21 protein-coding genes are annotated in these 22,547 nt (G+C 73.1%); 4 read left to right on the top strand and 17 right to left on the bottom strand.

Annotation, left to right across the window (positions count from 1 at the left end):
- Positions 1-164: 164 nt before the first annotated feature.
- Positions 165-626, top strand: a complete 462-nt coding sequence (locus E6U81_RS03285) for a cyclic nucleotide-binding domain-containing protein (RefSeq protein WP_206309825.1) — start codon at positions 165-167, stop codon at positions 624-626.
- Positions 627-705: 79 nt separating this feature from the next.
- On the opposite strand, the gene E6U81_RS03280 is transcribed toward E6U81_RS03285, so the two are convergent.
- Positions 706-3,180 (bottom strand): ABC transporter permease, encoded by a 2,475-nt coding sequence (locus E6U81_RS03280; protein WP_136228551.1) that lies wholly within the window; start codon positions 3,178-3,180, stop codon positions 706-708.
- Positions 3,174-3,911 (bottom strand): ABC transporter ATP-binding protein, encoded by a 738-nt coding sequence (locus tag E6U81_RS03275; RefSeq protein WP_136228550.1) that lies wholly within the window; start codon positions 3,909-3,911, stop codon positions 3,174-3,176. Before E6U81_RS03275 ends, E6U81_RS03280 begins: the two co-directional genes overlap by 7 nt.
- A gap of 326 nt (positions 3,912-4,237) precedes the next feature.
- Here E6U81_RS03275 and E6U81_RS03270 point away from each other — a divergent pair, with 326 nt between their 5' ends.
- The gene (locus E6U81_RS03270; RefSeq protein WP_031157169.1) at positions 4,238-4,681 is read left to right on the top strand and encodes a subtilase-type protease inhibitor; all 444 of its coding nucleotides are present in this window, start codon (positions 4,238-4,240) and stop codon (positions 4,679-4,681) included.
- Positions 4,682-4,754: 73 nt separating this feature from the next.
- Here the strand turns inward: E6U81_RS03270 and E6U81_RS03265 are convergent, their stop codons facing one another.
- Entirely contained in the window at positions 4,755-5,609 is an 855-nt protein-coding gene (locus E6U81_RS03265) for a GNAT family N-acetyltransferase (RefSeq protein ID WP_136228549.1), read from the bottom strand.
- Between the two features lie 154 nt (positions 5,610-5,763).
- On the opposite strand from E6U81_RS03265, the gene E6U81_RS40785 reads away from it, so the two are divergent.
- Positions 5,764-5,964, top strand: coding sequence for a DUF6193 family natural product biosynthesis protein (locus E6U81_RS40785; RefSeq protein ID WP_276615792.1), 201 nt, complete (start codon positions 5,764-5,766; stop codon positions 5,962-5,964).
- Positions 5,965-6,127: 163 nt separating this feature from the next.
- Here E6U81_RS40785 and E6U81_RS03260 read toward each other — a convergent pair whose 3' ends face one another.
- Positions 6,128-6,562 carry a hypothetical protein gene (locus E6U81_RS03260; RefSeq protein ID WP_240803604.1) on the bottom strand — a complete coding sequence of 145 codons (435 nt, stop codon included), beginning with the start codon at positions 6,560-6,562 and terminating at the stop codon, positions 6,128-6,130.
- A 162-nt stretch (positions 6,563-6,724) separates the two neighbouring features.
- Here E6U81_RS03260 and E6U81_RS03255 point away from each other — a divergent pair, with 162 nt between their 5' ends.
- Complete coding sequence (locus tag E6U81_RS03255) at positions 6,725-7,474, top strand: Sir2 family NAD-dependent protein deacetylase (RefSeq protein ID WP_136228548.1); 750 nt, start codon at positions 6,725-6,727, stop codon at positions 7,472-7,474.
- On the opposite strand, the gene E6U81_RS03250 is transcribed toward E6U81_RS03255, so the two are convergent.
- From E6U81_RS03250 to E6U81_RS03190, 13 genes are all read right to left on the bottom strand, one after another.
- Complete coding sequence (locus tag E6U81_RS03250) at positions 7,471-7,953, bottom strand: VOC family protein (protein ID WP_136228547.1); 483 nt, start codon at positions 7,951-7,953, stop codon at positions 7,471-7,473. The genes E6U81_RS03255 and E6U81_RS03250 overlap by 4 nt on opposite strands.
- 125 nt (positions 7,954-8,078) lie before the next feature.
- The gene (locus tag E6U81_RS03245; protein ID WP_136228546.1) at positions 8,079-11,654 is read right to left on the bottom strand and encodes a CDP-glycerol glycerophosphotransferase family protein; all 3,576 of its coding nucleotides are present in this window, start codon (positions 11,652-11,654) and stop codon (positions 8,079-8,081) included.
- A gap of 190 nt (positions 11,655-11,844) precedes the next feature.
- The gene (locus E6U81_RS03240) at positions 11,845-12,219 is read right to left on the bottom strand and encodes a hypothetical protein (RefSeq protein ID WP_030654066.1); all 375 of its coding nucleotides are present in this window, start codon (positions 12,217-12,219) and stop codon (positions 11,845-11,847) included.
- A 106-nt stretch (positions 12,220-12,325) separates the two neighbouring features.
- Complete coding sequence (locus tag E6U81_RS03235) at positions 12,326-12,745, bottom strand: roadblock/LC7 domain-containing protein (RefSeq protein WP_030759670.1); 420 nt, start codon at positions 12,743-12,745, stop codon at positions 12,326-12,328.
- A 71-nt stretch (positions 12,746-12,816) separates the two neighbouring features.
- Entirely contained in the window at positions 12,817-13,608 is a 792-nt protein-coding gene (locus E6U81_RS03230) for a transcriptional regulator (protein WP_136228545.1), read from the bottom strand.
- On the bottom strand, positions 13,605-14,018 hold the full coding sequence (locus tag E6U81_RS03225; protein ID WP_136228544.1) for a hypothetical protein: 414 nt from the start codon (positions 14,016-14,018) through the stop codon (positions 13,605-13,607). Before E6U81_RS03225 ends, E6U81_RS03230 begins: the two co-directional genes overlap by 4 nt.
- Positions 14,019-14,178: 160 nt before the next feature.
- Positions 14,179-14,421, bottom strand: a complete 243-nt coding sequence (locus E6U81_RS03220) for a helix-turn-helix domain-containing protein (RefSeq protein ID WP_031157147.1) — start codon at positions 14,419-14,421, stop codon at positions 14,179-14,181.
- Positions 14,422-14,538: 117 nt separating this feature from the next.
- Complete coding sequence (locus E6U81_RS03215) at positions 14,539-15,159, bottom strand: DUF6461 domain-containing protein (protein ID WP_136228543.1); 621 nt, start codon at positions 15,157-15,159, stop codon at positions 14,539-14,541.
- A 57-nt stretch (positions 15,160-15,216) separates the two neighbouring features.
- Entirely contained in the window at positions 15,217-15,780 is a 564-nt protein-coding gene (locus E6U81_RS03210; RefSeq protein ID WP_136228542.1) for a TetR/AcrR family transcriptional regulator, read from the bottom strand.
- A gap of 122 nt (positions 15,781-15,902) precedes the next feature.
- A complete protein-coding gene (locus tag E6U81_RS03205; protein WP_136228541.1) occupies positions 15,903-17,852 on the bottom strand; it encodes an APC family permease in 1,950 nt (649 codons plus the stop codon).
- Between the two features lie 51 nt (positions 17,853-17,903).
- Positions 17,904-19,388 carry a helix-turn-helix domain-containing protein gene (locus E6U81_RS03200; RefSeq protein ID WP_240803603.1) on the bottom strand — a complete coding sequence of 495 codons (1,485 nt, stop codon included), beginning with the start codon at positions 19,386-19,388 and terminating at the stop codon, positions 17,904-17,906.
- Between the two features lie 170 nt (positions 19,389-19,558).
- Positions 19,559-20,014 carry a (2Fe-2S)-binding protein gene (locus tag E6U81_RS03195; RefSeq protein ID WP_136228540.1) on the bottom strand — a complete coding sequence of 152 codons (456 nt, stop codon included), beginning with the start codon at positions 20,012-20,014 and terminating at the stop codon, positions 19,559-19,561.
- Between the two features lie 22 nt (positions 20,015-20,036).
- Entirely contained in the window at positions 20,037-22,265 is a 2,229-nt protein-coding gene (locus E6U81_RS03190; RefSeq protein WP_136228539.1) for a molybdopterin cofactor-binding domain-containing protein, read from the bottom strand.
- Positions 22,266-22,547 lie beyond the last annotated feature (282 nt).

The raw sequence follows: 22,547 nt of genomic DNA, 5'->3' as shown, positions 1-22,547 counted from the left end.
TAGATCGCGCCTTTCGGATCCTTTCGGCCCGGCAAGATCCGAAAGAGACGGCCCAGGGGTGTGCGGCGGGGAAGAAAGGCGCGTCGCGGCCCGGTCCCGTTCGGGCCGCTTCGGCGACACTGGGAGCAGCAGGAGCGTCGCGGGGGGTCCGATCGGAGGCCGTCGTGAGCACACCTTCCCCCATCCGAATCGCCGCCGTGCTGTCCACTGAACACCGTGGACGGCTGATGGCGCAGGCCCATGAGGTCAATTTCCCGGAGAACGCACGGATCTTCGACGAAGGCAATCGGGCGGAGTCCTTCTGGATCGTGCGCTCCGGCACGGTGACCCTGGAGGTCCCGGTGGCCGGCCGGCGGCCCGCGCAGGTGGAGAACCTCGGCCCCGGCGAGCTGGTGGGCTGGTCCTGGCTGTTCCCTCCCTACGTGTGGCAGCTCGGTGCGGAGGCGATGACACCGGTGCGTGCGTACGAGTTCGACGCGGCGGCCGTGCGGATGCTGATGGACGCCGATCCCGCCTTCGGGTCCGCGATCGGGCACTGGGTCGGCCGGGTGCTCGCGATGCGTCTCCAGCAGACCCGCACCCGCCTGCTGGACCTGTACGCCCCGCGCCTGGGCGCGACCGGTTAGGACGTCTTTGTCGGGGCTTGCCGGGCGGGTCGGCGCGGGCCCGCGAGGATCCGGAAGGGACGACGTCCGGGCCCGCGGCTCAGTCCCGCAGGCCGGCCAGGTCGACCGCCCGGCGGCGCAGGCACAGGGCGGCCGGGACGGCCGCGGAGACCACCGCGACGGCCGCGCAGGCGGCCGTCGCCGCGCCGAGGGCGTCCCACGGGATGACGATCGTGCCGCCGGCGCCCAGGAGCCGCAGCGCGCCCTGGATCCCGGCGAGGTTCAGGGCGGCGACGAGGATGCCGGTGGCGGCGCCGACGAGGACGGCCGTGAGGGACTCCCCCGCCACCAGCCGCAGTACCTGCCCTCCGGTGGCACCGGCCAGCCGCAGGAGCGCGAGCTCGCGGGCCCGGTCGGAGGTGGCCGTCACGAGGGTGTTGGCGAGCGCGATGCCGGTGTAGAGCAGGGCGATGCCGAGCACCAGCAGGAAGCCGGTCCGCGTGGTGCGCTTGGTGCGCGGGGAACTGTCCGCCACCCACTGCTCCTTGGTGAGGAGCGTGCCCCCGGCCTGCCGGGCGGCATCGGCCAGCCCGGTGGCGGCCGTCGCGGCGTCGGCGCCCGGGACGAGTCGTACGTCGATCCGGTCGACCGGCGCTCCGGGGGCGTTGGCCGGGGTGACGTAGGCGCCGTTGTTCCCGGTTCCGATGCTCATCACGGCGGCGATCCGCAGCGTTCTGGGGGTGCCGTCGGCGAGCCGGACGTCGACGGTCGATCCGACGGTGTGCCGCTCCCACTCCTCGGTGACGATGACGGAGCCGTCGTCGAGGTCGGCGACCCGGCCCGCGACGAGGGGCAGGTCGGCGGTCCGGGCGAGGCCCCGAGCGTCGGCGGCGCGGGCTTCGGAGCGGATGAGGGCGACGCCGTCCTCCAGTACGTGGAGCTCGGTCGCGGCGCCGGCGGACACCTCCGTGCCGGGCACCGCCCGCACCCCTTCCACGGCGGCCGGCCCGAACCCGCCGGGACCGCCCGTGATCACGAAGTCGGCGATGGTCCGCTGCCGGATCTCCTCGGCCCTGGCCTCCTCGAGGGTGGCGGTGGTGCCGAGCAGGGAGCCGGCGAGGGCCACGGTGACGAGCACGGGTGCGGCGACGGCGGCGGTGCGGCGGATGCCCGCGGCGGCGTTCTCCCGGACCAGCATCCCGACCGCGCCCGGCAGCCGGGCCGGGAGCCCGGCGGCGAGCCGGACCAGCGGCCGGACCAGCACCGGGGCCAGGAGTGCGAAGGCGACGATGAACAGCATCGGGCGGCTGGTGTACGTCTTGCGGTGGAGCAGGTCCGAGGGGTCGGTGAGCAGGGCGTACCCGAGGGTGCCGAGCCCGGCCAGCAGCAGCCCGGCACCGAAGACCCAGCGGGTCGGCGTCATGGCCTTCGTCTCGGCGACGGCATCGCGCAGGGCCTCCCCGGGACGGACCCGTCCCGCCCGCCACGACGCGGCGACGGCTCCCGCGAGGGCGACGAGCAGGCCGGTCCAGAAGGCCAGGTGGTAGGGCCAGGAGGCGTCGCCGATGGCGAACCAGTGCGGTGCGGTGCCGTCTTCGGCCAGCCGGCGGGCGAGCAGGGGTGCCCCGTACGCGCCGAGCAGGCAGCCCGTGGCGGAGGCCACCGCTCCGAGGACCAGCGCCTCGGTGTACACCATGCGCCGGACCTGGCCGGGGGTGGCGCCGACGGTGCGCAGCAGTGCGAACTCCTTGCGGCGCTGGGCGACGGCGAAGGCGAAGGTGGAGGCGACGACGAAGACGGAGACGAAGCCCGTGATGCCGCCGGCGGTGCCGAGCAGGGCATTGACGGCGAGGAGCGCCTCGGCGTCGCGTTCGGGGTCGGGGTCGGCGTAGCGGCGGTCCCGGCCGGTGAGGACCCGTACACCGGGGTCCCCGCCCACAGCCGCCCGTACGGCGGCGGGGTCGGCGGCGACGACGAGCTGGTCGACGGCGGGTGAGATCCGGGCCGCGCGGGTGTCGGTCCAGAACACGGCGTCCTCGAAGCCGCGGCCGGTGACGGTGTCGACGACGGTGACGGTGACGGTGCCGACCACGGTGACGGTGCCGCGGTCGGTGGTCAGCCGGGAGCCGGGGCGGGCCCAGCCGGTGGTGACCACCTCGTCGTCGGCGTTCGGGGCGCGGCCGGCGTCGAGCGCGTACGGGGCGAAGGCTGCGACCGGCCAGGGGTGGCCGACCAGTTGCTGCGGTCCGCCGTGGACGCGGACGGGGAAGGAGCGGTCCTCGGTGGTCGGGCCGAGGCCGGCGAGCCGGCGCACGAGTTCGGGGGTGAGGGGCTGGGGGCGGGCCAGTGTGCGGGTGCGGTCGCCGCCGGGGGTCGGGACGCGGAGCGTGTCGTTGCCCTTGACGACCACGGGCGCCCGGGCGAAGCGTTCCGGCCCGCGCTCGGGGGCGTCCAGGGTGGCGGCCAGCGCGAGGCCCATGGTGGCGATCAGGCCGGAGCCGAGGGCCAGGGCGACGAAGCTCCCGACGAAGGCGGCCCAGCGGGTGCGTGCGGTGTGTAGGGCCGCGGTCAGCACGGGGCGGCCTCCAGGGTCGTCATGTGGGCGGCGATGTCCTGGGCGCTCACGCCGGCGAGTTCGCCGCTGAGGCGGCCGTCGGCCAGGAAGACGACTCGGTCGGCGTAGGAGGCGGCCACAGGGTCGTGGGTGACCATGACGACCGTCTGGTGTTCGGTGTCGGCCATGGCCCGGAGCAGGGTGAGCACGTCGCGGCCGGTCCGGGAGTCGAGGGCGCCGGTGGGTTCGTCGGCGAAGAGCACCTCGGGCCGGGTGATCAGGGCGCGGGCCAGGGCGACGCGCTGCTGCTGGCCGCCGGACATCCGGGCGGGCCGGTGCCGGGCCCGGTCGGCGAGTCCCACCCGGGCCAGGACCTCGCGGACCTCCGTGTCGGCGGGGCGGCGGCCCGCCAGCCGCAGCGGCAGGGCCACGTTCTGCTCGGCGGTCAGGGCGGGCAGCAGGTTGAAGGCCTGGAAGACGAAGCCGATCCGGTCGCGGCGCAGCAGGGTCAGGGGGGTCTCGCTCAGCCGGCCCAGGTCGGTGCCGCCGAGGGTGACGGTGCCCGAGGTGGGCCGGTCGAGTCCGGCCGCGCACTGCAGGAGGGTGGACTTGCCGGAGCCGGAAGGGCCCATGACGGCGGTGAAGGTGCCGCGGGGGAAGTCGAGGGACACCCGGTCGAGGGCGGTGACCGGGTGGCCGCCGGCCGTGTGGACCCTGCTGACGTCCCGGAGTCGGATCGCATCTTTTTCCATGCCCCGAGCCAACCGGGTGGGGCGGCCCGGCACAGCGGGCCTGGAGGGCGTTCCGGGGTGGGGCAGGCCCTACCCCGCGGCTCTCTCCAGGTCCCGTTTCCGGTGCATGACGGCGGGCCCGAGCATGTTTCGGCAACGTCTCCCGGTCGGTGTTCGGCCGATTCGGGGTCCCGCTCCCGTACAGGTCAACCCTTCGCAGCGGCTGCGGTCTGCAGTCATTCGTACACGATCAGTGACGGAAAATGGGGGTGCGAACGGGCGTTCGCGGCTCACGTCGGCAAGACTGCGTCCGCTATCCGAAACACCAACCCAAGGGAGTGTTCGAAATGCGGTCCATCGCAAGGGGTCTCGGACTCGGTTCCGCCGCCATGGCGCTCACCGCGCTCACCGCGCTGGCCTGGCCCGGTACGGCCGGCGCCGCGCCGGCCGGTGCGCAGAGTCTGTACGCGCCGTCCGCGCTGGTGCTCAGCGTGACGGCCGGCCCGGACGCCGACACCGGCACCGTGATGCGGGCGGTGACGCTCGTCTGCGCGCCCGGGCCCGGCGGGACCCACCCGAACCCGGTGGCCGCGTGCCGTGAGTTACGTGCGGCCGGCTCGCAGCTGGACCCGCTCACGGCGCCGGCGGCCGACGCCGTCTGTACCAGGGAGTGGGACCCGATGACGGTGACGGCCGACGGGGTTTGGCAGGGCCGTCGGCTCAACTACACCTACACGTTCGCCAATCCGTGCGGTCTGCGGAACACCGCGGGTGCCCTCTTCGGCTTCTGATCCCGCGTCACGAGACGGGCCGGGCGGCGCCGTGCGACCGCCGCCCGGCCCCGCAGGGCAAGTCCGCGGCTGCTCAGCCCAGTTCGAGGCTGGTCACACCGAACAGTTCGGACAGGGCGAGGTCCGGGACCGGGCCGGTGTACATCCGGGCGGTCTCGAAGGTCGGGACCAGCCCGAGGCCCTTGAAGAGCACGGTCGCCTCCGGGTTCGCGTCCGGGACGTCCACCGAGACCAGCCCCTCGGGGGCGTGCCGCGCGAGCCGCCGCAGCAGGGCCGTCGCCACCGCGGGGGTGGCCGCGTACAGGGGGCCGATCCGGTGGGCGGCGCTGCAGGGGCGGATCACGCCCAGGCCCTCGATCCGGCCGCCACGGACGGCCGCCAGGGCGGTCCGGCCCGGCAGCCCGGTCCAGGCGGACAGGAAGGCGTCGCGCGGCGCGGGGAAGAACCGCCGGTCGTAGGCGGCGAGCAGGCCGAAGGGGATCGTGGCGGCGTCCACGATCTCGACCCCGGCCTCACCGTCCGCGCCGCCTCGGCCCTGGGGCGCCCCTTCGACGCGGATGTTGTTCCAGGCCGAACGGAAGCCGGACTTGCGGTAGTTGTCCTGCTGCTCGACGACCCCGTCGAGGCCGACGAGCCGCCCGTCGAGGCGTTCCATCCCGGCGCGCCAGAGCCGGATGCCGTAGCCGCGGCCCCGGAAGGCGGGGCGGGCGATGTAGAAGCCGATGAAGCCGAAGCCGGCGCCGTAACGGACGGCGGAGATGCACGCCACCGGTTCCCCGTCGAGGCGGCCGACGAGGAAGCCCTCGGGGTCGGCCACGGCGAAGGCGAAGCGGTCCGAGTCCCCCGGATTCCAGCCTTCCTCGTCGGCCCAGCCGCGGATCATCTCCATGTCGGCGGCGCTCGCCCCGGCGATCTCGAATCCCGTCATAGCCGTGTTGTACCAGATACGGACGGTGCGCGCGGGGGCGGTTCGGCCCACGCCTCGCCCTCTTCGCGCACCGCCGCCGGAGGCGGCGGTCGTCGGGGCAATGACAGACTTCGGAGGTGAATTCTGACCTCTATCCCGCAGTCGTGGAGCTGCAGTGGCGTTCGATGCGGAAAGAGGCTGCCGCGGCACCGGATTCCCGTTCCAGGTGGAGGTCGCCATCGCCCCGTCACATGGCGGCAGTCCGTACCGTGTGCTGAAGCACCTTCACGCCGACGCCGTCGGCGAGGCCGCCACGGCCGAGGAGGCCGTCGCCCTGGCGGTGCACCTGCCCCCGCCGGACTCGGCCCGGCGGTAACGGGCACCGCAAGGAAGGGTATCGACGCAGGTACGGAGGCCGAAGCCCCTACTCGTCATGGACGATGACGGCCCAGGTCCGGCGGGCGGTCCGGACGCGGCTGTCCGGACGCGGCTGTCCGGCCGGCGCCTTCGTCGCACCACAGCCCGGCACACGGGCCGGTTCAGCCCGCGCAGATCACGTCGTCGATCCGGATCGGCCGGGAGTCGAGGCGTACGTAGGCGGTGAAGGTGTCGGTCCTGTCCGAGCCCCAGTGGGTGGTGACCGTGGCCCAGCCGACCCCGGCCGCCTGGGCGACCGTGACCGGACCGATCGCGATGTCCTGCGGCTCGTTCTGCGCGCACAGCAGGACGTCCGATTCCGCAGTCGTCCGCTGCCTTTCCAGCAGCACCTGCGAGACGTGGTGGCGGCGGTCGTGATCGGACGGGCCGTGCTCCCCGTAGAAGCGGACGAGGAAGCGCCCGATCTGATCCGCGGTGTGCCCTTCCGGGGCTGCCGCGGGTACGGCGGGGGCAGGGGCGGCGACGGCGGACGGCACGGCCGGCAGCGCCGACAAGGCCAGCAGCAGGGCAGCGAGGCGGTAGGGCTTCAGCATCATGTCCGGTTTGTACCCGCCCGGCCGGTCCACCGGGAGGGCGCGGTGCGGATCTCACTCCTGTGGAGGGCGGGATTCACCGCAGAAACGACCCTGCCTCCCCCGTGCGGTCGGCGCGCGGTAATGGGGTCGCGTGCGGGCGGCGGTCGTACGTAGGGTCGACGCATGGGGAAGCCGCTCGTCGCAGTGTTCAGTGGGGCCGGGGTGTCCACGGACTCCGGAATTCCGGACTATCGGGGGCCGCAGGGCCTGTGGCGCCGTGAGCCCGACGCCGAGAAGCTCGTGACCTACGCCTCCTACATGGCCGATCCGGAGATCCGGCGGCGGTCCTGGCTGATGCGGGCCGAGATCGGCGCGCTCGGAGCGCGGCCGAACGCCGCGCATGTGGCCGTGGCCGAGCTGGAGCGCGACGGCACCCCGGTCCGGGTCATCACCCAGAACGTCGACGGGCTGCACCAGCTCGCCGGGATGCCCGGGCGGAAGGTGTTCGAGCTGCACGGCACCGCTCGGTCGGTGGTCTGCACGGCGTGTCACGCGCGGTCGGGGATGGACGAGGCCCTGGCCCGGGTGGCGGCCGGGGAACCGGATCCCGCCTGCCGGGCATGCGGCGGGATCCTCAAGGCGGCCACCGTGATGTTCGGCCAGCGGCTCGACCCGGTGGTGCTGGGACAGGCCATGGCCGTGGCCAAGGGGTGCCAGGTCTTCGTCGCCGTCGGGTCGACGCTGCAGGTGCAGCCGGCCGCCTCGCTGGCGGGGATGGCCGCGGAGGCCGGAGCCCGGCTGATCATCGTGAACGCGGAGGAGACCCCGTACGACGCCCTCGCCGACGAGGTCGTCCGCGAGCCGATCGGAACGGCCCTCCCGGCCCTGCTGACCAGGATCGCCGAGGGCGGCCTCGCCCAGGCCCCGTCCTAGGCCGCGTCGGCCGCCCGGCGCATCTCCGCGACGTCCAGCTTCTTCATCTTCATCATCGCGGCCATGGCCCGGGCGGCCCGCTTCGGGTCCGGGTCGCTGACCAGGTCGACGGCGCCCGGCGGGACGACCTGCCAGGACACCCCGAACCGGTCCTTGACCCAGCCGCAGGCGGATTCCTCGCCGCCGTCCCTGGTCAGCGCGTCGTAGTAGTAGTCCGCCTCGGACTCATCGGCGCAGTCGATCTGGAAGGAGATCGCCTCGGTGAAGCGGAACTGCGGACCGCCGTTGAGGCCGACGAACCGCTGCCCGTTGATCTCGAACTCGACGGTCATCACCGAGCCCTCCGCCCCGGGGTTCGCCTCGGTGTAGCGCGCGATCCGGCCGAGCCTGCCGTCCTTGAACACGGACAGGTAGTAGTCGGCGGCCGCTTCCGCGTCGCCGTCGAACCACAGACATGTGGTGAATCCGTTGCCGCTCATCTCTGCCTCCAGGCCGGTGCATGGACGGTGGATACCGCTCCGCACATACAGACCGGCCCCGGGCCCGAAATTCATCGGCGGGCCCAGGGCCGGTCTTCATTCGGCCGGGAATTCGACCGTACGGCCTACTTCGCGGGCTCCGCGCCCATGGCGAGCATCCGGTCGACGACGCGCTCGGCGGCATCGCCGTTGTCCAGGTCGCAGAACTCCTCGCGGAACGCCGCCCGCGCCCCGGCGTACTCCGCTCCGACCGCGTCCGCGTTGCGCACGGCCTCGATCAGGCTCGCCGAGTCGGCCAGCAGCGGGCCGGGCGCCTTCTCCTCCAGGTCGAAGTTGAAGCCGCGCAGCGTGCCGCGGTAGTGCTCCAGGTCGTACGTGAAGAGCAGGATCGGCCGGTCGGTGAGCGCGAAGTCGAAGATCGCGGAGGAGTAGTCCGAGATCAGCACGTCGGCGACCAGCAGCAGGTCGGTGGCGTCGGGCCAGCGGGACACGTCGACGACGAAGCCGTCGCGGACGCCCTCGCGGACCTGCTCGGTGACGTGGTGGTGACCGCGGATCAGCAGGACGTGGTCCTCGCCCAGCTCGCGGCGCGCCTGCTCCAGGTCGATGCGCTGGTCGAGCTTGTAACCACCGGTCCAGCCCTCGCAGTTCTCGCGCCAGGTGGGCATGTAGAGGACGACCTTCTTGCCCTCGGGCAGGCCGAGCCGACGCTTGACCTCGGCGATCCGCTCCGCGTCGGGCCGCACGAGCGCGTCGGTGCGCGGGCTGCCGGCCTCGATGACCTCGCCGTCGTAGCCGAGGGCGCGCTTGAGCACGGGCGTCGCGTACGAGCTCGGCGAGGCGAGAAGCGACCACTGGGCGCTGTCGTGCGCGAGGCCCTCCAGGATCTCCGGGCTCGTGTAGTAGTCGTGCACGAAGTCGTGGCCGATCTGCTTGATCGGCGTGCCGTGCCAGGTCTGGACGACGACCTGGCCGGCGCGGCGCTGGAACAGGGCCGGCACGCTGTCGTTGGTCACGACGTAGCGGGCGCGGGCCATGACCTCCCAGGACTCCACGCTGCCGTACTGGACGGCGCGGGCGGTCGAGGGGACCTCGGCGCGGCCGTCCTTGACCAGCCAGATGTGCTCCAGCTTCTCGCCGCGGCGCAGCAGTTCCTCGTGGATGGCGCGCGGCGCGTCGCCGGCGCCGTGCCCCTGGAACGTGTCGTAGACGACCATGTCCTTGACCGGGAGGGCGCGCTGCGCCGGGTAGGTCTCGAAGCGGGCGACGCGCTGGGCGTAGCGGGAGCGGTCGTGCGGGCTCAGGAGCGGGTCGGCGACGAGCGCCATGCGGTCGTGGAAGCGGGTCTCGATCCGCATCCGGCGGCCCTGCACGGTGACGGGGTGCGGGCCGGAGAAGAGCAGTCCCGGGGACATCTGGACCGGGGCGCCGCGGTCGACGCCGAGCAGGCCGGCAGTGGTACCGCCCTCGGAGGCCGGGCGCAGCGTGGGCCACCAGCGGCCTTCCGGCAGCGTGGTGCTGCCGGCGAACGCCTCGGGGAGCACGGGCCGGAAGGTGGTCTCGAAGGCTTCGCCGTCACGGGTGACGGGGTAGCTGAACTCCATGCCGTGCGCGTTGTGCAGGACGAACTCGTACGGTTCGTCGGTGGGCGCGACGAACCGGCCCCGCAGGGTCAGGGTGCCGTCCTCGGCCTCGACCTCGTCGACGAGCGGCGGGGAGGGCTGCACGGAGAGGGTGAGGTGGCCGGTGTTGCCGCGCTTGACGAACAGGGCGCGGCCCGCGGTCTCGCCGGGCAGGGGCAGGACCAGGCCGTTGAAGCCGCCGCGCTCGTCGTGGGCCAGGCGGTGCTCGGTGCCGTCGGCACCGATGACGGAGAGGCTCCACGGCTCGGGGGCCCACTCTCCGGGCTCGCACTCGGCATCCGGTACGGCGGCCAGTTCGGCCGTGGTGACCCGGGCGGTGAAGGGGGTGCGGCCGGCGATGGCGGCGCCCGTCTCCAGCGGGAAGTCGAGGACGGTGCCGGTGGTGACGTGGACGGCCTTCAGGCGGGCGGCGTCGACCCCGGCGGAGAGCTCGCCGATGATCTCGACGGTGTCGTCACCGGCGGGCCGGGCGTCCAGGCCGCGGGCGCGGGCGATCTCGACCTGGATGGTGAGGGCGCCGGAAACGGCCGGGACGATCCGGACGTCGGGGGCCACCCAGAACGGGGGCGGGTTCTGGCCGGTGTCGTGCTCGCCGCCGCGGAGCCGGGCGCGGTGCAGGCCGCCGGCGCCGGTGACGGCGATCGAGGTGGTCCATATCCCTTCGTTCCACTTGCCGCCCGACTGGAAGATCGAGGGGTCGACGACGGCGGTGAAGCCGGCCCAGTCGGCGTGCCGCAGCGCGAGGTGCGGGGACTTCACGGTGGCCATCGGGGAGGCGACCGTACGGGTGCTGACGACGGAGCGGCGGCGCTTGCCGCCCTCGCGGAAGATCAGCATCTTGCGGGAGCCGAGGCGGCTCTCCGCACCGAGGTGGCCGGGCAGGGCGTAACCGCGCAGCAGGAGCTTGCCGTCGGACCAGGCCGCCTGCTCCAGGCGGCTGACGACGCGGCGCTCGCGCGTGCCCAGGGTGAGGATCTTGGCGGGGACCGGCGGGCGGCCCTGCAGGAAGGGGTAGTCGGCCTGCGGGCGGGCGAGGCCCTTGACCGGGACGCTGTAGTGGTAGTCGCGCTGGTGGTTCAGGAGCGCGATGAAGTCCTCGACACGGCCTTCGCCGGCGAGGTAGGCCTTGAGGCGGTCCGCGACGGTCAGGTCGGGCCAGGGGCCGGTGCCGATCTCGCGGACGAGGCCGCCGACCTCCTTGACGAACGCGGCGCGGAAGTCGGGGCCGCCCTCGGCGACGTACTTGTAGATGAGCGGGAGTTCCTCGCTCAGCACGTTGTAGTCGTAGTCGCGCAGGTAGCGGTCGTACTTGGCGCCCTGCTTGGCCTTGAGGGACTCCCGGACCAGGCGGACGGACTTCACGCGGTCGATGAGGGAGACCGGGTCGGTGGAGCGCTGGGTGATGGAGCGCTCTCCGGTCTCGCGGACGCGCCAGTGGTAGACGCAGTCGTGGAGGATGTCGACGCTGGAGGCGAAGTAGTGCGCGGGGATGCTGACCGGGGCGTCCTCGTAGAGGATGCCCTCCGGGTACTGGAAGCCGTGCTCGTCCCAGAAGGTGCGCCGGTAGACCTTGTTCCAGGCGGTGCGGTCGGTGACCAGCGCCGGGAACTTGGAGATGTGGGTCTTGAGCTGCGTGCGGGCGAAGGCGGCACGGTGGCCCCACGACTGGTTCATGCCGACCGAGCGGAAGCGCTTGACGTTGCCGCCGGCGAAGTCCGAGCCCGTCTCGTCGAGGGCGTCGATCAGCTTCTGGTAGGCGTAGTCCGGCATCGTGTCGTCGCTGTCGACGAAGGCCAGGTACTCGCTGTCCGGGTGGATGTGGCGGGCGCCGGCGTTGCGGGCTGCGCCGAGGCCGGCGTTCTCCTGCATGACGACCCGGAAGCGCTTGTCACGCGCTGCGAAGGCCTTGGCTATGACGGCGCTGGTGTCCGTGGAGCCGTCGTCCACGAGGATGGCCTCGAAGTCGCCGAAGGTCTGAGCGGCGATGGATTCCAGGCACTCGTCGAGGTAGAGCTCGACGTTGTAGACGGGGACGACGATGCTCAGGCGCGGGGGCATGGGTGGCGGTTTCTCCAGCGTTTTTTGCTTTTTCGATGATCAGCTCACAGCATCTTACTCTGTAACAGAGCTATAAACTCCACCCATATGGGGCATAGGGAACTGATCGCCGGGGCGGACGGCAAAGAATTCAGCCGTCCGCCACTTGGACGCTGCGGTGGGACGCGGCCCGTCGGGGTGGTTGACCCGTTCAGATCTCCAGTTCTGCCTCGATCTTCTTCAGCTGATGGCGTGCCATCGCGAGGTTGGCCCGCTTCTTGTCGAGGGCCAGATAGAGGAAGAAGCCCACGGAGCCCCGCCCCTTCATGAGCCGGATCAGGTGGTACTGACTACCGAGGGTGATGAGGATGTCCTCGATCTCGTCCTTGAGGCCGAGGAGCTCCATCGTGCGGACCTTCGCGCGCACCACGTCCGTGTTGCCGGCCGCCGCGACCGCGAGGTCGAGGTCCTTGCCGCCGCCGATGGTGCCGAGGGCCATGCCGCTGCCGTAGTCCACCAGGGCCGCGCCGATCGCGCCCTCGATGAGGGTGGTGGCTTCCTTGAGCGCGGTTTCCACGTTGACCATGAGAGGTACCTCTTCCGTTTCGTTGTGCCTGGTTGCGATGGAGATGTGACTATCTGTAGTTGTCCTGAATCCGACGGGCCCACCGCGCGGTCGGCCCGGTCACGGATCAGGCGGGCGCGGTGCCTGAGCCCCGGCGCGCGAGGGTGTGTTCGATCAGTTCGGCGATCCGCAGGCTGGAGCGCCGGGCCTCCAGATGGAGGCGCCCGACGTTGACGCGCGGCTCGGCGGTGAGGGTGAGGACGGCCGCCACGCCCGCGGCGTAGGTGGCCACGTAGCCGTCGGCACCGCGCACGAGCAGCTCGCGGAACGCGCCCTGGCCGGTGCTGTCGCTGAGCCGCTGGGCCACGCCCAGGGCGGCCGCGGTCAGGGCCGCGACGGCCTCGGCCTCGGCGGCGGCGCTGTCCTGGGCGAGGACGAAGCCGTCGGCGCTCGCGGCCAGGGCACCGGTGAGTTGGGGTACGCGGGCCCGCAGCCTGCGGAGCTCGGCGAGTATCTCGGCCTCCGCCTCGGGGGGCAGCGTACTCATGTCGGCCTTTCTCCTTTCGGGCTGCCTACGCTCGGAGCGGTCGGCGCGCAGGGCCGGTCGCAGCGGGAGCCTCACAGGCTTGCCTCCAGTGCGTCGCGTAACCGGCGGAGCAGCGCCACGTCCGGGGATTGGGCCTGGGTCATCCAGTCGGGCAGGGGTACCTCGACCGGCGGGGGGGCCGGGCTGTGCGGCGTCTCGACCAGTCCGGCGGCCGCGAGGCGGCGGACGTCGAGCAGTGTGTGGAAGGCGGGCCGGCCCAGTACCCAGGCCAGGTCGGCCGGGGTGCGTAAGCCGTCGGCCCGGTCCAGCAGGGTCCGCTGCCGCGCGGTGACGGTCTGGCCCGGCGCGGCCGCCCGGGGCACCACCGGGGCCGTGTCGAGCAGCGGGTACGGCCAGACGGCGTCGAGCAGTTCGCGGCGGCGCCGGGTCTCCCGTTCGACGGCGGCCGCCGGAACGGAGCGGACGGAGCCGATCCAGTGGGTGGCCCCGCGGCGGAACCGGGAGGGGCCGCTGCCCGGGGACAGTGCGAAGAAGGCGGCGTCGAAGATCGCGGCGAGGTGGCAGATCTCGAGCTCTCCGCCGGCGAGGCCGCCGCTGTCCACGAGGAAGCGGGCGACCTGGCGGCGGGCCCCGGCCCGGTCCACCGCCTCGCGCCATCGTTCGGGGGCGAGGCCGCCGCCGGTGGTGAGGAGGACGTCGAGGCCGGGGGTGGCGGGGCTCTCCGCGTGGACTATTCGGCCGTCCTCAAGGAAGAGGGTGCCGCGGTCGCGGAGCAGGGCGCCGGTGGCCCGCTCCGCTGCGAGCCGGGTGAGGAGGGGGGAGACGGCCGCAAAGGCGTTCGGGGCCGTTGCCGGGGTGGTCATCGGAGCACCAGCCCTTCGGCCAGGGCCCTGAGTCTGAGGCGCGCGAGGGCGAGGTTTCCGTCGGCCCGGTCGAGCCAGACGTGCAGGAAGACGCTGCTGTCGAAGCTCGTCTCGACGAACCGCAGGACGTGGTAGCCGCTGCGGGTCGTGACGATCAGGTCCTCGACGGGCGGACCGGCGGGGCCCACCACGTCGCCGAGGGCCGGACCCGCCTCCGCGCGGGCGAAGGACTCGTACTCCGCGGCGGCACGGGCCAGCTCGGCGGTCTCTGCTGCGGTGGTCTCGTGATCCCCGACGGGTGATTCCCCGATGGTGCCGAGAGCCAGCCCGCTGCTCCAGTCGACCAGCGCGGCCCCCCGTGCGCCAGGCAGGGCCATGGCTTCGAGCAGGCATTCGTCGATCCCGGGCACGCGGGCTCCCCTCCCGGCCGGACGTGCGGTGTGCACGGTTGTGCGGCGCGACAGGAGGGAACTTACTCAAGTTCCGCAGTGCGAAAAGGCGTTCTGGCATTTTCCGCTGGAACATGCCATTCAGGGTGTAAGAGCTTGGCCGGAACGCGTCGGAATCTGATCACGAAGCCAGCGGAAGATCGTCCGCGAGACGGAACGAGCCGCCTTCGCGCTCGACGTAGCCCTCGTGACTGAGGGTGCGGAGCAGGTGGTAGACGGTCGGCAGGGGGATCCCGGTGAGCCGTGCGAGCCGCTTGGCGGTCGCCCCGCCCTCCGCGTGCATCGCTTCCACGAGCCGCAGGGCCCGCTGCACGGAACCGATCAGGGTGGGTGTGCTGTCCTTCTGGATGCGGTCGGTCCCCATGAATGGTCCCCCTGCTCCGGTACGACGCCTGGCAGACCCATCAAAGTCCTTCACCGGCCCCAAAACCAGCGGACTCGCGTAAACCCGAGCATAAGATCACCGGACCCGGGGGGCGCACTAGCGTGTGCGGGTGACATAGGCCGGCAGCAGGGCGTCCGCGATCAGGTGCCGCGGCAGGGCCAGCCCGAAGCGGTGCTCCAGCACGGCGAGGGTGCGGCGCTCGCGGTCGCCGTCCGGCTCGTCGCCCGGTCCGGCGCCCGCGCCGTCCGGGCCGAGCACGCCCGCCGCGACCAGTTCCGGGAGCAGGAAGTCCGGCCGGTGGCCGCCCCGCCAGCATTCCTCGCCGAGCCCGAAGCAGCACACCAGCTCGCCGTCCCGGGCGTACGAGAACTGCTTGGGCGGGTGGTCGGGCTGCGGGTCGAGGTGGACGGCCTCGCCGCCGGCCCGGGAGACCTCGGCGAGACGTTCGGCTCCGGCCGGCAGGCCGTGCTCGACGGCGAAGGACCAGCCGCCCCAGCTGCCGACCCGGGCCACGCCGTCGCCGTCCGCGGTCTCGGCGACCAGGCCCCAGGCGGCCGGCGCCCCGAGCGGTCCGGGACGGACGCCCGGGACCGCGCCGAGCCGTGCGGCCAGCTCGTCGGGGCCTATGCCCCGGGCGAAGGTGAGGCCGGCGAACCATTCGCCCCAGTCCGCCAGCCACTGGATCCCGTAGGTCCTGCTCTCGGTGATGTCGGCCATCCTGCACTCCCCACGGTCCTGCCCGCAACGCCGGTGCTTCCCCCGCCTGCACGATAGTCAGTCCGCGGACTCCTGTGGGAGGAGTCGCTCGACCATCGTCTCGATGAGCCCCTCCACCGGGTGGGCCTCCAGCGTCGCCGGCGCGGTCAGGTCGTCCACGATCAGGCCGAGCATCGCCAGGTAGACCAGGGCCACGCCCTGCCGGTCGCCGGGCAGGCCGGCCTCCGTGTGCCAGTCGATGTTCGCCTCCAGCTCCGCGCTCTGGAAGGCGGCCAGCTCGGCCCGGAGCTCCGGGCGCCGCAGCCCCTCCAGCCGCAGCTCCAGCATCGCGATGTGGACGCTGCGCTCGCGCCGCATGCGCTCCAGCAGCCGGCCGAGCAGCACCCTCGTGTCGAGCGGGCCGGCCAGGTCGGCCGGGTCCGGGACCAGTCGCTCCCGGGTGCGGTGGAGGATCTGCACGAGCAGCTGGGCCCGGTTGGCGAAGTAGTTGGAGGCGGTGCCGGTGGGCACCGCCGCCTCCGCGTCCACCGCGCGCAGCGTCAGGCCGCGCGAGCCCTCGCGCGCCAGGACTTCGATGGCGGCGTCGAGCAGCGCGGCGCGGCGCTGCGGGTTCTGGCGCATGGGGCGGGTCCCTGGGTCGGTGGGGGGCTTCCCGGCGGGCTTCCCTGCCGACGGGATCACTGCAGGCGCAGTGCTTTGCCCACGGTAGCGGACGCCCCGGCTCCGACCCGCCCTCCGGACCGCTAGTCCTCCCGGCCCGCGGCCTCTGCCGTCTTCGCGGCCTTCGCCGACTCCAGCAGGTACGGCACGTCGATGACGGCGACGCCCGGCGTGAACAGCAGGCGCGCCTTGAGCCGCAGGGCGTTCTGATTGTGCAGGGGCTGCTCCCACCAGTGGCCGACGACGTACTCCGGGATCACCACGGACAGCATGTCCGTCGCCGGTTCGGCGGCCAGTTCCTCGACGTGCGCCAGGACCGGGCCCACCACCTCGCGGTAGGGCGAGTGGAGGATCTTCAGCGGCAGCCCTGGGTCGTGCGCCTCCCACGCCCCGCGCAGCCGGGCCGCCTCCGCCTCGTCGGCGGCGACCGTGACCGCCGTCAGGGTGTCCGGGCGCAGCCCCTGCGCGTAGCCGATGGCCTTGAGCGTCGGGGCGTGCACGGCGGCGACCAGGACGACCACGTGGTGACGGGCCGGCCTGCGCGGTCTGGTGTCGGGGGCCACGTCGACCTGCCGGGCGACCTGGTCGTAGTGGCGGCGCACGCCCTTCATGCCGAGGAACAGCAGGGGCATGGCGATGACGACCAGCCAGGCCCCGTGCGTGAACTTGGTGAGGAGGACGATGACGAGGACCAGGGCGGTCAGGGCGGCGCCGACCGCGTTGATGGCGAGCCTGCGGTGGATGTGGACCCGCTCCTCGCGCGGGGTGGCGGGTGAGGCGAGCGCTTTCCTCCAGTGCCGGACCATGCCCGACTGGGACAGGGTGAAGGAGACGAACACACCGATGATGTAGAGCTGGATCAGGCGGGTCAGCTCGGCGTCGAAGGCCACGATGAGGGCGACGGCGGCGAGGGCGAGGAGCACGACGCCGTTGGAGTAGACGAGCCGGTCGCCGCGGTTGTAGAGCTGGCGGGGCGCGTACCGGTCCCTGGCGAGGATCGAGGCGAGCATCGGAAAGCCGTTGAAGGCGGTGTTCGCGGCGAGGATCAGCACCCCGGCGGTGACGGCCTGGAGCAGGTAGAAGAGGAAGTGCCAGCTGCCGAAGGTGGCCCGGCCGATCTGGGCGAGGGCGGTGGAGGTCGCGGTCCCCGGGGGCAGGCCCAGTTCGGTGGGGTCGGCCGCGACGTGCACCTCGTAGGTCATGGCGAGGGCGGTGATGCCGGCGAACATCGTCACCGAGAGGAAGCCCATCGCGGCGAGCGTGGTCGCCGCGTTCTTCGCCTTGGGCTTGCGGAAGGCGGGGACGCCGTTGCTGATCGCCTCGACACCCGTGAGCGCGGTGCAGCCGGAGGCGAAGGCGCGCATCGCGAGGAGCACGAGGGCCAGTCCGGTATAGGTGCCCTCGGCGATGATCGGCAGGTCGGCGGATTCGGCGCGGATGGTCTGGCCGGTGCCGAGCCGTACGGCGGCGACGGCGAACATGAGGTAGATGACCAGGACGAAGCCGTAGGTGGGGATGGCGAAGACGCGGCCCGACTCCCTCACGCCGCGCAGGTTCATCAGGGTCAGCAGCGCCACGAAGGCGACCGACAGGACGACTTCGTGGTCGTTGAGCGCGGGCACGGCCGAGGTGATGGCGGAGACCCCGGAGACGACGGAGACCGCGACGGTCATCACGTAGTCGACGAGGAGGGCGCTGGCGGCGGTGAGCGCGGCGGTCTGTCCCAGGTTCTCGGAGCTGACGACGTACGCGCCGCCTCCGCCGGGGTAGGCGTGGCAGGTCTGGCGGTAGGAGGCGATGACGACGACGAGCAGGAAGACGATGGCGGCGGCCGCGTACCAGGTGAGGTGGAGCAGGGCGACGCCGCCGAGGGCCAGGATCAGCAGGATCTCCTCGGTGGCGTAGGCCACCGAGGAGAGAGGGTCGCTGCAGAAGATCGGCAGGGCCAGCCGTTTGGGAAGCAGGGTCTCGCCGAGCCGCGCGGTGTCGAGGGGTTCACCGACCAGCACGCGCTTCGCATTGATACGCCTCATTCGGGCATGATCGTGCATTTCGTCCGATGAACTTCCCTTTTGGGGCTTGTGTCACTCGGCGAGCTCTTCGGCCCGGTGGGCCAGCCACAGGTCGTACCGGACGCTCGGGGACTGCAGCAGCGAGCGTTCCAGCAGCCCCTCGATGCGGGCCAGCCGCTTGCGGGCCCCGGGGACGGAGACCCCGAGCGCGGCCGCGGCCGGTACCAGCCGTGCGTCGTGCGCCAGCCAGGTACGGACGGTGGCACGGGCCCCGGCCGGGGCGTCCGGGGCGGTCAGCCTGCTCAGGTGGGACCGGGCCCACTCGGTCAGCCGCGGATCGCGCAGGACCGCGTCGAGCCCGGGGGCGGCCACCGGAGCCGGATCGCCGCTCCCCCGCCCCGCACCCGGGGTCAGCCGCAGCGCCAGGGAGAGCGCCGCCTGGTCGCCGAGGCGGCCGAGATCCAGTCCGAGCAGCGTCTCGACCAGCCGGATCCTGGCGGACAGGGTGTTGCGGTGGACCCTCAGCAGCCGGGTGGCGTGCGAGCCGAAGTTCAGCCAGGCGTGAGCGGTGGCGCGCAGTTCCTGCCCGCCCGGGTCCTGCGGGCGCCGGGGCTCGTACGCGTGCAGGGGCGCGAGCAGGGCTCCGGCCCAGCCGGCACCGGCCTCGTGGGCCGCGAGCGCCAGCTCCGGGCCCGGGCCGAAGCGGGCGTGCCGTTCGCCGCGGCCGCGGGCGACGGCCAGGGCGTGGAAGGCCTGGGTGTAGGCGGTCGGGGCCTGGCTCAGGGCCAGCTCCCCGCTGATCCCGACCGCGCAGTCCGGGGCGATCGCCGTCAGCGCCCCGGCCAGGGGATCGTCGTCGGCGGACACCGCGACCGCGTCGGCCGGAACCAGGATGATGAGGTGGCGCACGTAGACCGGGCAGCGCACGACCCAGGCCCGGCCGCCGATCATTTCCCGGCACAGCCGGGCCACTTCGGCGAGACGCCCGGTACGGCACTCGGCGACGTAGATCCGCATGGGGTCGGGCAGCGGGGGGCGCAGCGCCTCGGCCATCTGATGGGCGGTGGGGAGCTGACCGCCCATCAGCAGGCGGAGCACGGCCTCGCGGGCCCGCGCCTCGGCGACCGCGGCCCGCTCCTCCCGCCGTTCGGCCTCCTCGGCACGCAGGACGAGGGCCAGCGGCACGGCCGCGTCCGCCAGCAGCGTCGGCGCGTCGGGCGCATGCGGCAGCGGCAGTACGGCGGCCAGCGCGCGCCCCGCGTCCAGCGCGAACAGCAGGGTCGCGGACCCGTCGCCGTGCAGGACGGCCGACCTGACGCCCCGGGCGCTCATCTCGGCGGCGCCGCGCACGGCGTCCTCGGGCGGCCGCCGGTCCTGTTGCCGGCTTGCCACGGCTCCGGCGGCGGTTGCGGGCTCTGCGCCGTGCTCGGTGGCGGCACCGCCGTGCACCACGCCGGTCCAGCCGCCGAGGCGGACGGCGAGCCACTCCAGCAGCGCTGCCGACCCCCCGCCGTGGGCGAGCCGGTGGACCTTCAGTACGTCGTCGGGCCGTGACACCGCCGCATTCAACCACCCGCCGCACACTGTGCGCTGTGATACCCGTCTCGCCCGGTCACTGGGCAGGGCGAACCCTGCGTACGGGCCCGCGCCCGCATAGGTTCGTCCACGAGCGGACGGATCCCGGCGCCCACGGGAAGCGACACGGGGGAGGCACCGGGATCCGCCCCTCACATCCTGGCGGCCGCGCTGCGGATGGCCTCCCGGATGCGGAAGTAGGTGCCGCACCGGCAGATGTTGGCGATGGCGTCGATGTCCTCGTCCGTGGGCTCGGCGGTGCGCTTCAGCAGCGCGACGGCGGCCATGATCTGACCGGGCTGGCAGAAACCGCACTGGGCGACGTCCTGTTCGAGCCAGGCCTCCTGCACGGGGTGCAGGTCGTCCCCGTCGGCGAGGCCCTCGATCGTGGTCACCTCCCGGCCCGCGCAGTCCGCTACGGGCACCACGCACGGGCGGACGTCCACCCCGTCGAGGTGGCTGGTGCAGGCTTTGCAGACGTCCACCCCGCAGCCGTACTTGGGGCCGCGCACGCCCAGCATGTCGCGGAGCACCCACAGCAGGGGCAGGTCGTCGGGCGCGTCCACGGTGACGCTCCGCCCGTTGACGGTGAAGGTGTGGGAGGGCACGGCGTACTCCTGGCTCGAGCGGCTATCGGGGGTAGGGGGTGAAGTCGACGTCGAAGTCGAGGGGGAAGCTGCGCGGCTTCGAACCGGTGGCCCGCGCCCAGGCGTTCGCGATGGCGCCGACCGCGGCCGGCACGCCGAGCTCGCCCGCGCCGCCCGGCTCCGTACCGGTGGCCGGGAGCACGAAGACCCGTACGTCGCGCGGGGTGTCACGCTGCTGCGCCCAGTGGAACTGGCTGTAACTGCCCTCCAGCGGAAGCCCCTTGTCGATGTGGAGCCCGGCGCGCAGGGTGGTGGAGATCGCGTCGGTGAGGCCGCCGATCATCTGGGCCTCCAGTCCGCGCGGGTTGACCGGCAGGCCCACGTCCACGGCGATGACGGCCTTGGTGACGCGGACGCGCTGCGGGTCGCGGGTGTCGATCTCGACGAGACAGGCGGTGCGGGACTTGTACTCCTCGTGGAAGGCGATGCCCTGCGCGCAGCCGGGCGGCATCGCCCGCCCCCAGTTCCCCTCCGACGCGACCTTGTCGAGCACGGCGCGCTGCGCGTCGGTCTTCAGGAAGGTGCGCCGGAAGCGGTACGGGTCCTTGCCGGTGGCCGCGGCCAGTTCGTCGACCACGATCTCCTCGGCCCCGCGCGTGTTGGCGGAGTACACCGAGCGCCACGAGGCGGTGGGGATGCCGGTCGGCACCTCGGTGAGGGCCTGGGTGGTGAGGCCGAAGTGGTACGGGGACTTCACGGTGGTCAGGAACAGGGTCTGGGCGATGGTGGCGTTGCCGATGCCGAGCGGCAGGTGGGCGGCGGTCGCGGTGATGATCTCGCCGAGCCCGTGCCGGAAGTCGGTCTCGGCGGCAGCGACGCGGTGCTCGAAGGTGAGCACCTCGCCCAGCAGGTGCGTGGCGCGGATCTTGTGGTGGGTGGCGGGGCGCATCCGGCCGTGGCGCGTGTCGTCCACCCGGGTCCACATCAGTCTGACGGGGCGGCGGCAGGCCCTGGAGATCCGGGCGGCCTCCAGGGCGGCGTCGAAGAAGAGCCGCCGGCCGAAGGAGCCGCCGGCCTGGACCACGTGCACCGCCACCTTGTCCAGGGGCAGTCCCAGGTCGGCGGCGATGCTCTGGCGGGCCACGATGGGGGACTTCAGGCCGGACCAGATCTCGGCCCGGTCGTCGCGCACGTCGGCGATGGCGCAGTTGGTCTCCATCGGGGCGTGGCTGACGAAGGCGAAGTCGAACTCGGCGTCCACGTACGGGGTGAGCAGCGGCGGGACCAGCAGCGGCGGGGTGGCGGCGCGCAGCCTGGAGCGGATCTGCGCGTCGGAGAGCCGGTCGGCCGGGCCGGGGCCCCAGGTGACCTGGAGGGCCGATTTCGCGGTGATGGCCTGCCCGAAGGTCTCGGCGACGACGGCGACCCCGGTGGGGACGGTGACCACGTGCAGGACCCCGGGCATGGCCCGGACCTCGGCGAGGTTGGCCACGGCGTGGACGGTGCCGCCGAAGGTCGGCGGGCGGCGCACCACGCAGGGCTTGGCGCCGGGCACGTCGAGGTCGAGGGTGTACTGCTGGGCGCCGGTGACCATGGCGCGGGCGTCGATCCGGCTCGTCGGCCGGCCGACGAGGGTGTGCTTCGCGGCCTTCTTGGGGGTGGCGCCGAGGACGACGAGGCCGGGGGCGGCGGCGGCCGCGGCGAGTTCGCCGTAGCGGGCGGTGCGCCCGTCGGGGGCGCGGACGGTGCCGTCCGCGGTGGTCAGCGATGCCGGGGAGAGGCTCCAGCGCTGGGCGGCGGCCGCGACGAGGCGGGCCCGCGCCGTGGCCGCGCACTGGCGGACCGGCCCGTACAGGGAGCGGATGGAGTTGGAGGAGCCGGTGAGCTGGTTGAACAGCAGCTCGGGCCGGGCGTCGTCCAGTTCCACGCGTACGTCGGAAAGGGGTGCGTCGAGTTCCTCGGCGACGAGCATGGCCACTGCGGTGGTGAGGCCCTGCCCGACCTCCTCGCGCGGCAGCCGGAAGCGGACGCTTCCGTCTGCCTCGACCGCGAGGGCGAGCAGGGCGGAGGTGGGTGCGCCGGCCAGGATGAAGAGGTCGCCGAGGTCGATGACGTCGGCGATGGCCGGCAGGGAGGGCACCACGGCGTGGGCGGCCTGCGGGGCCAGGGCGTCGGCCGCGGCGCGGGTGACCAGGGCGAGGGTCGGTGCCGCCACGAGAGAGGTGAGGAAGGAACGCCGGCTCCGGCCGGTGGCGTGGTGCTGCCCGCTCAATGTCGTCGTGTCCCCAGCGCTGCGCGGGCCCGCCGGTGCGGACCTCCCCCGGTTTATTACCGGCACGTAGGGTAGCGACCGGGCGGTCCGGTGGGAAGCCCCGATTCCGCCGCCTTACCGGGCGCGGGGGTCATCCGTTCGGGTGTATCGCCGTGCGTGCACTGAACCGGGTACCGCGCGATCACGTCCGCGTGAACACCTCGTACGCATCGGGCGTTTGATCGAGCCACAGGGGCTGGATGGCCGGATTCCGGCCGCCCGCTCCGTACGCACCACCCGCCC

The organism is Streptomyces sp. A0592, assembly GCF_004795115.1.
Taxonomy (GTDB): domain Bacteria; phylum Actinomycetota; class Actinomycetes; order Streptomycetales; family Streptomycetaceae; genus Streptomyces; species Streptomyces erythrochromogenes.
This window is presented reverse-complemented; position numbering and strand designations above follow the sequence as displayed.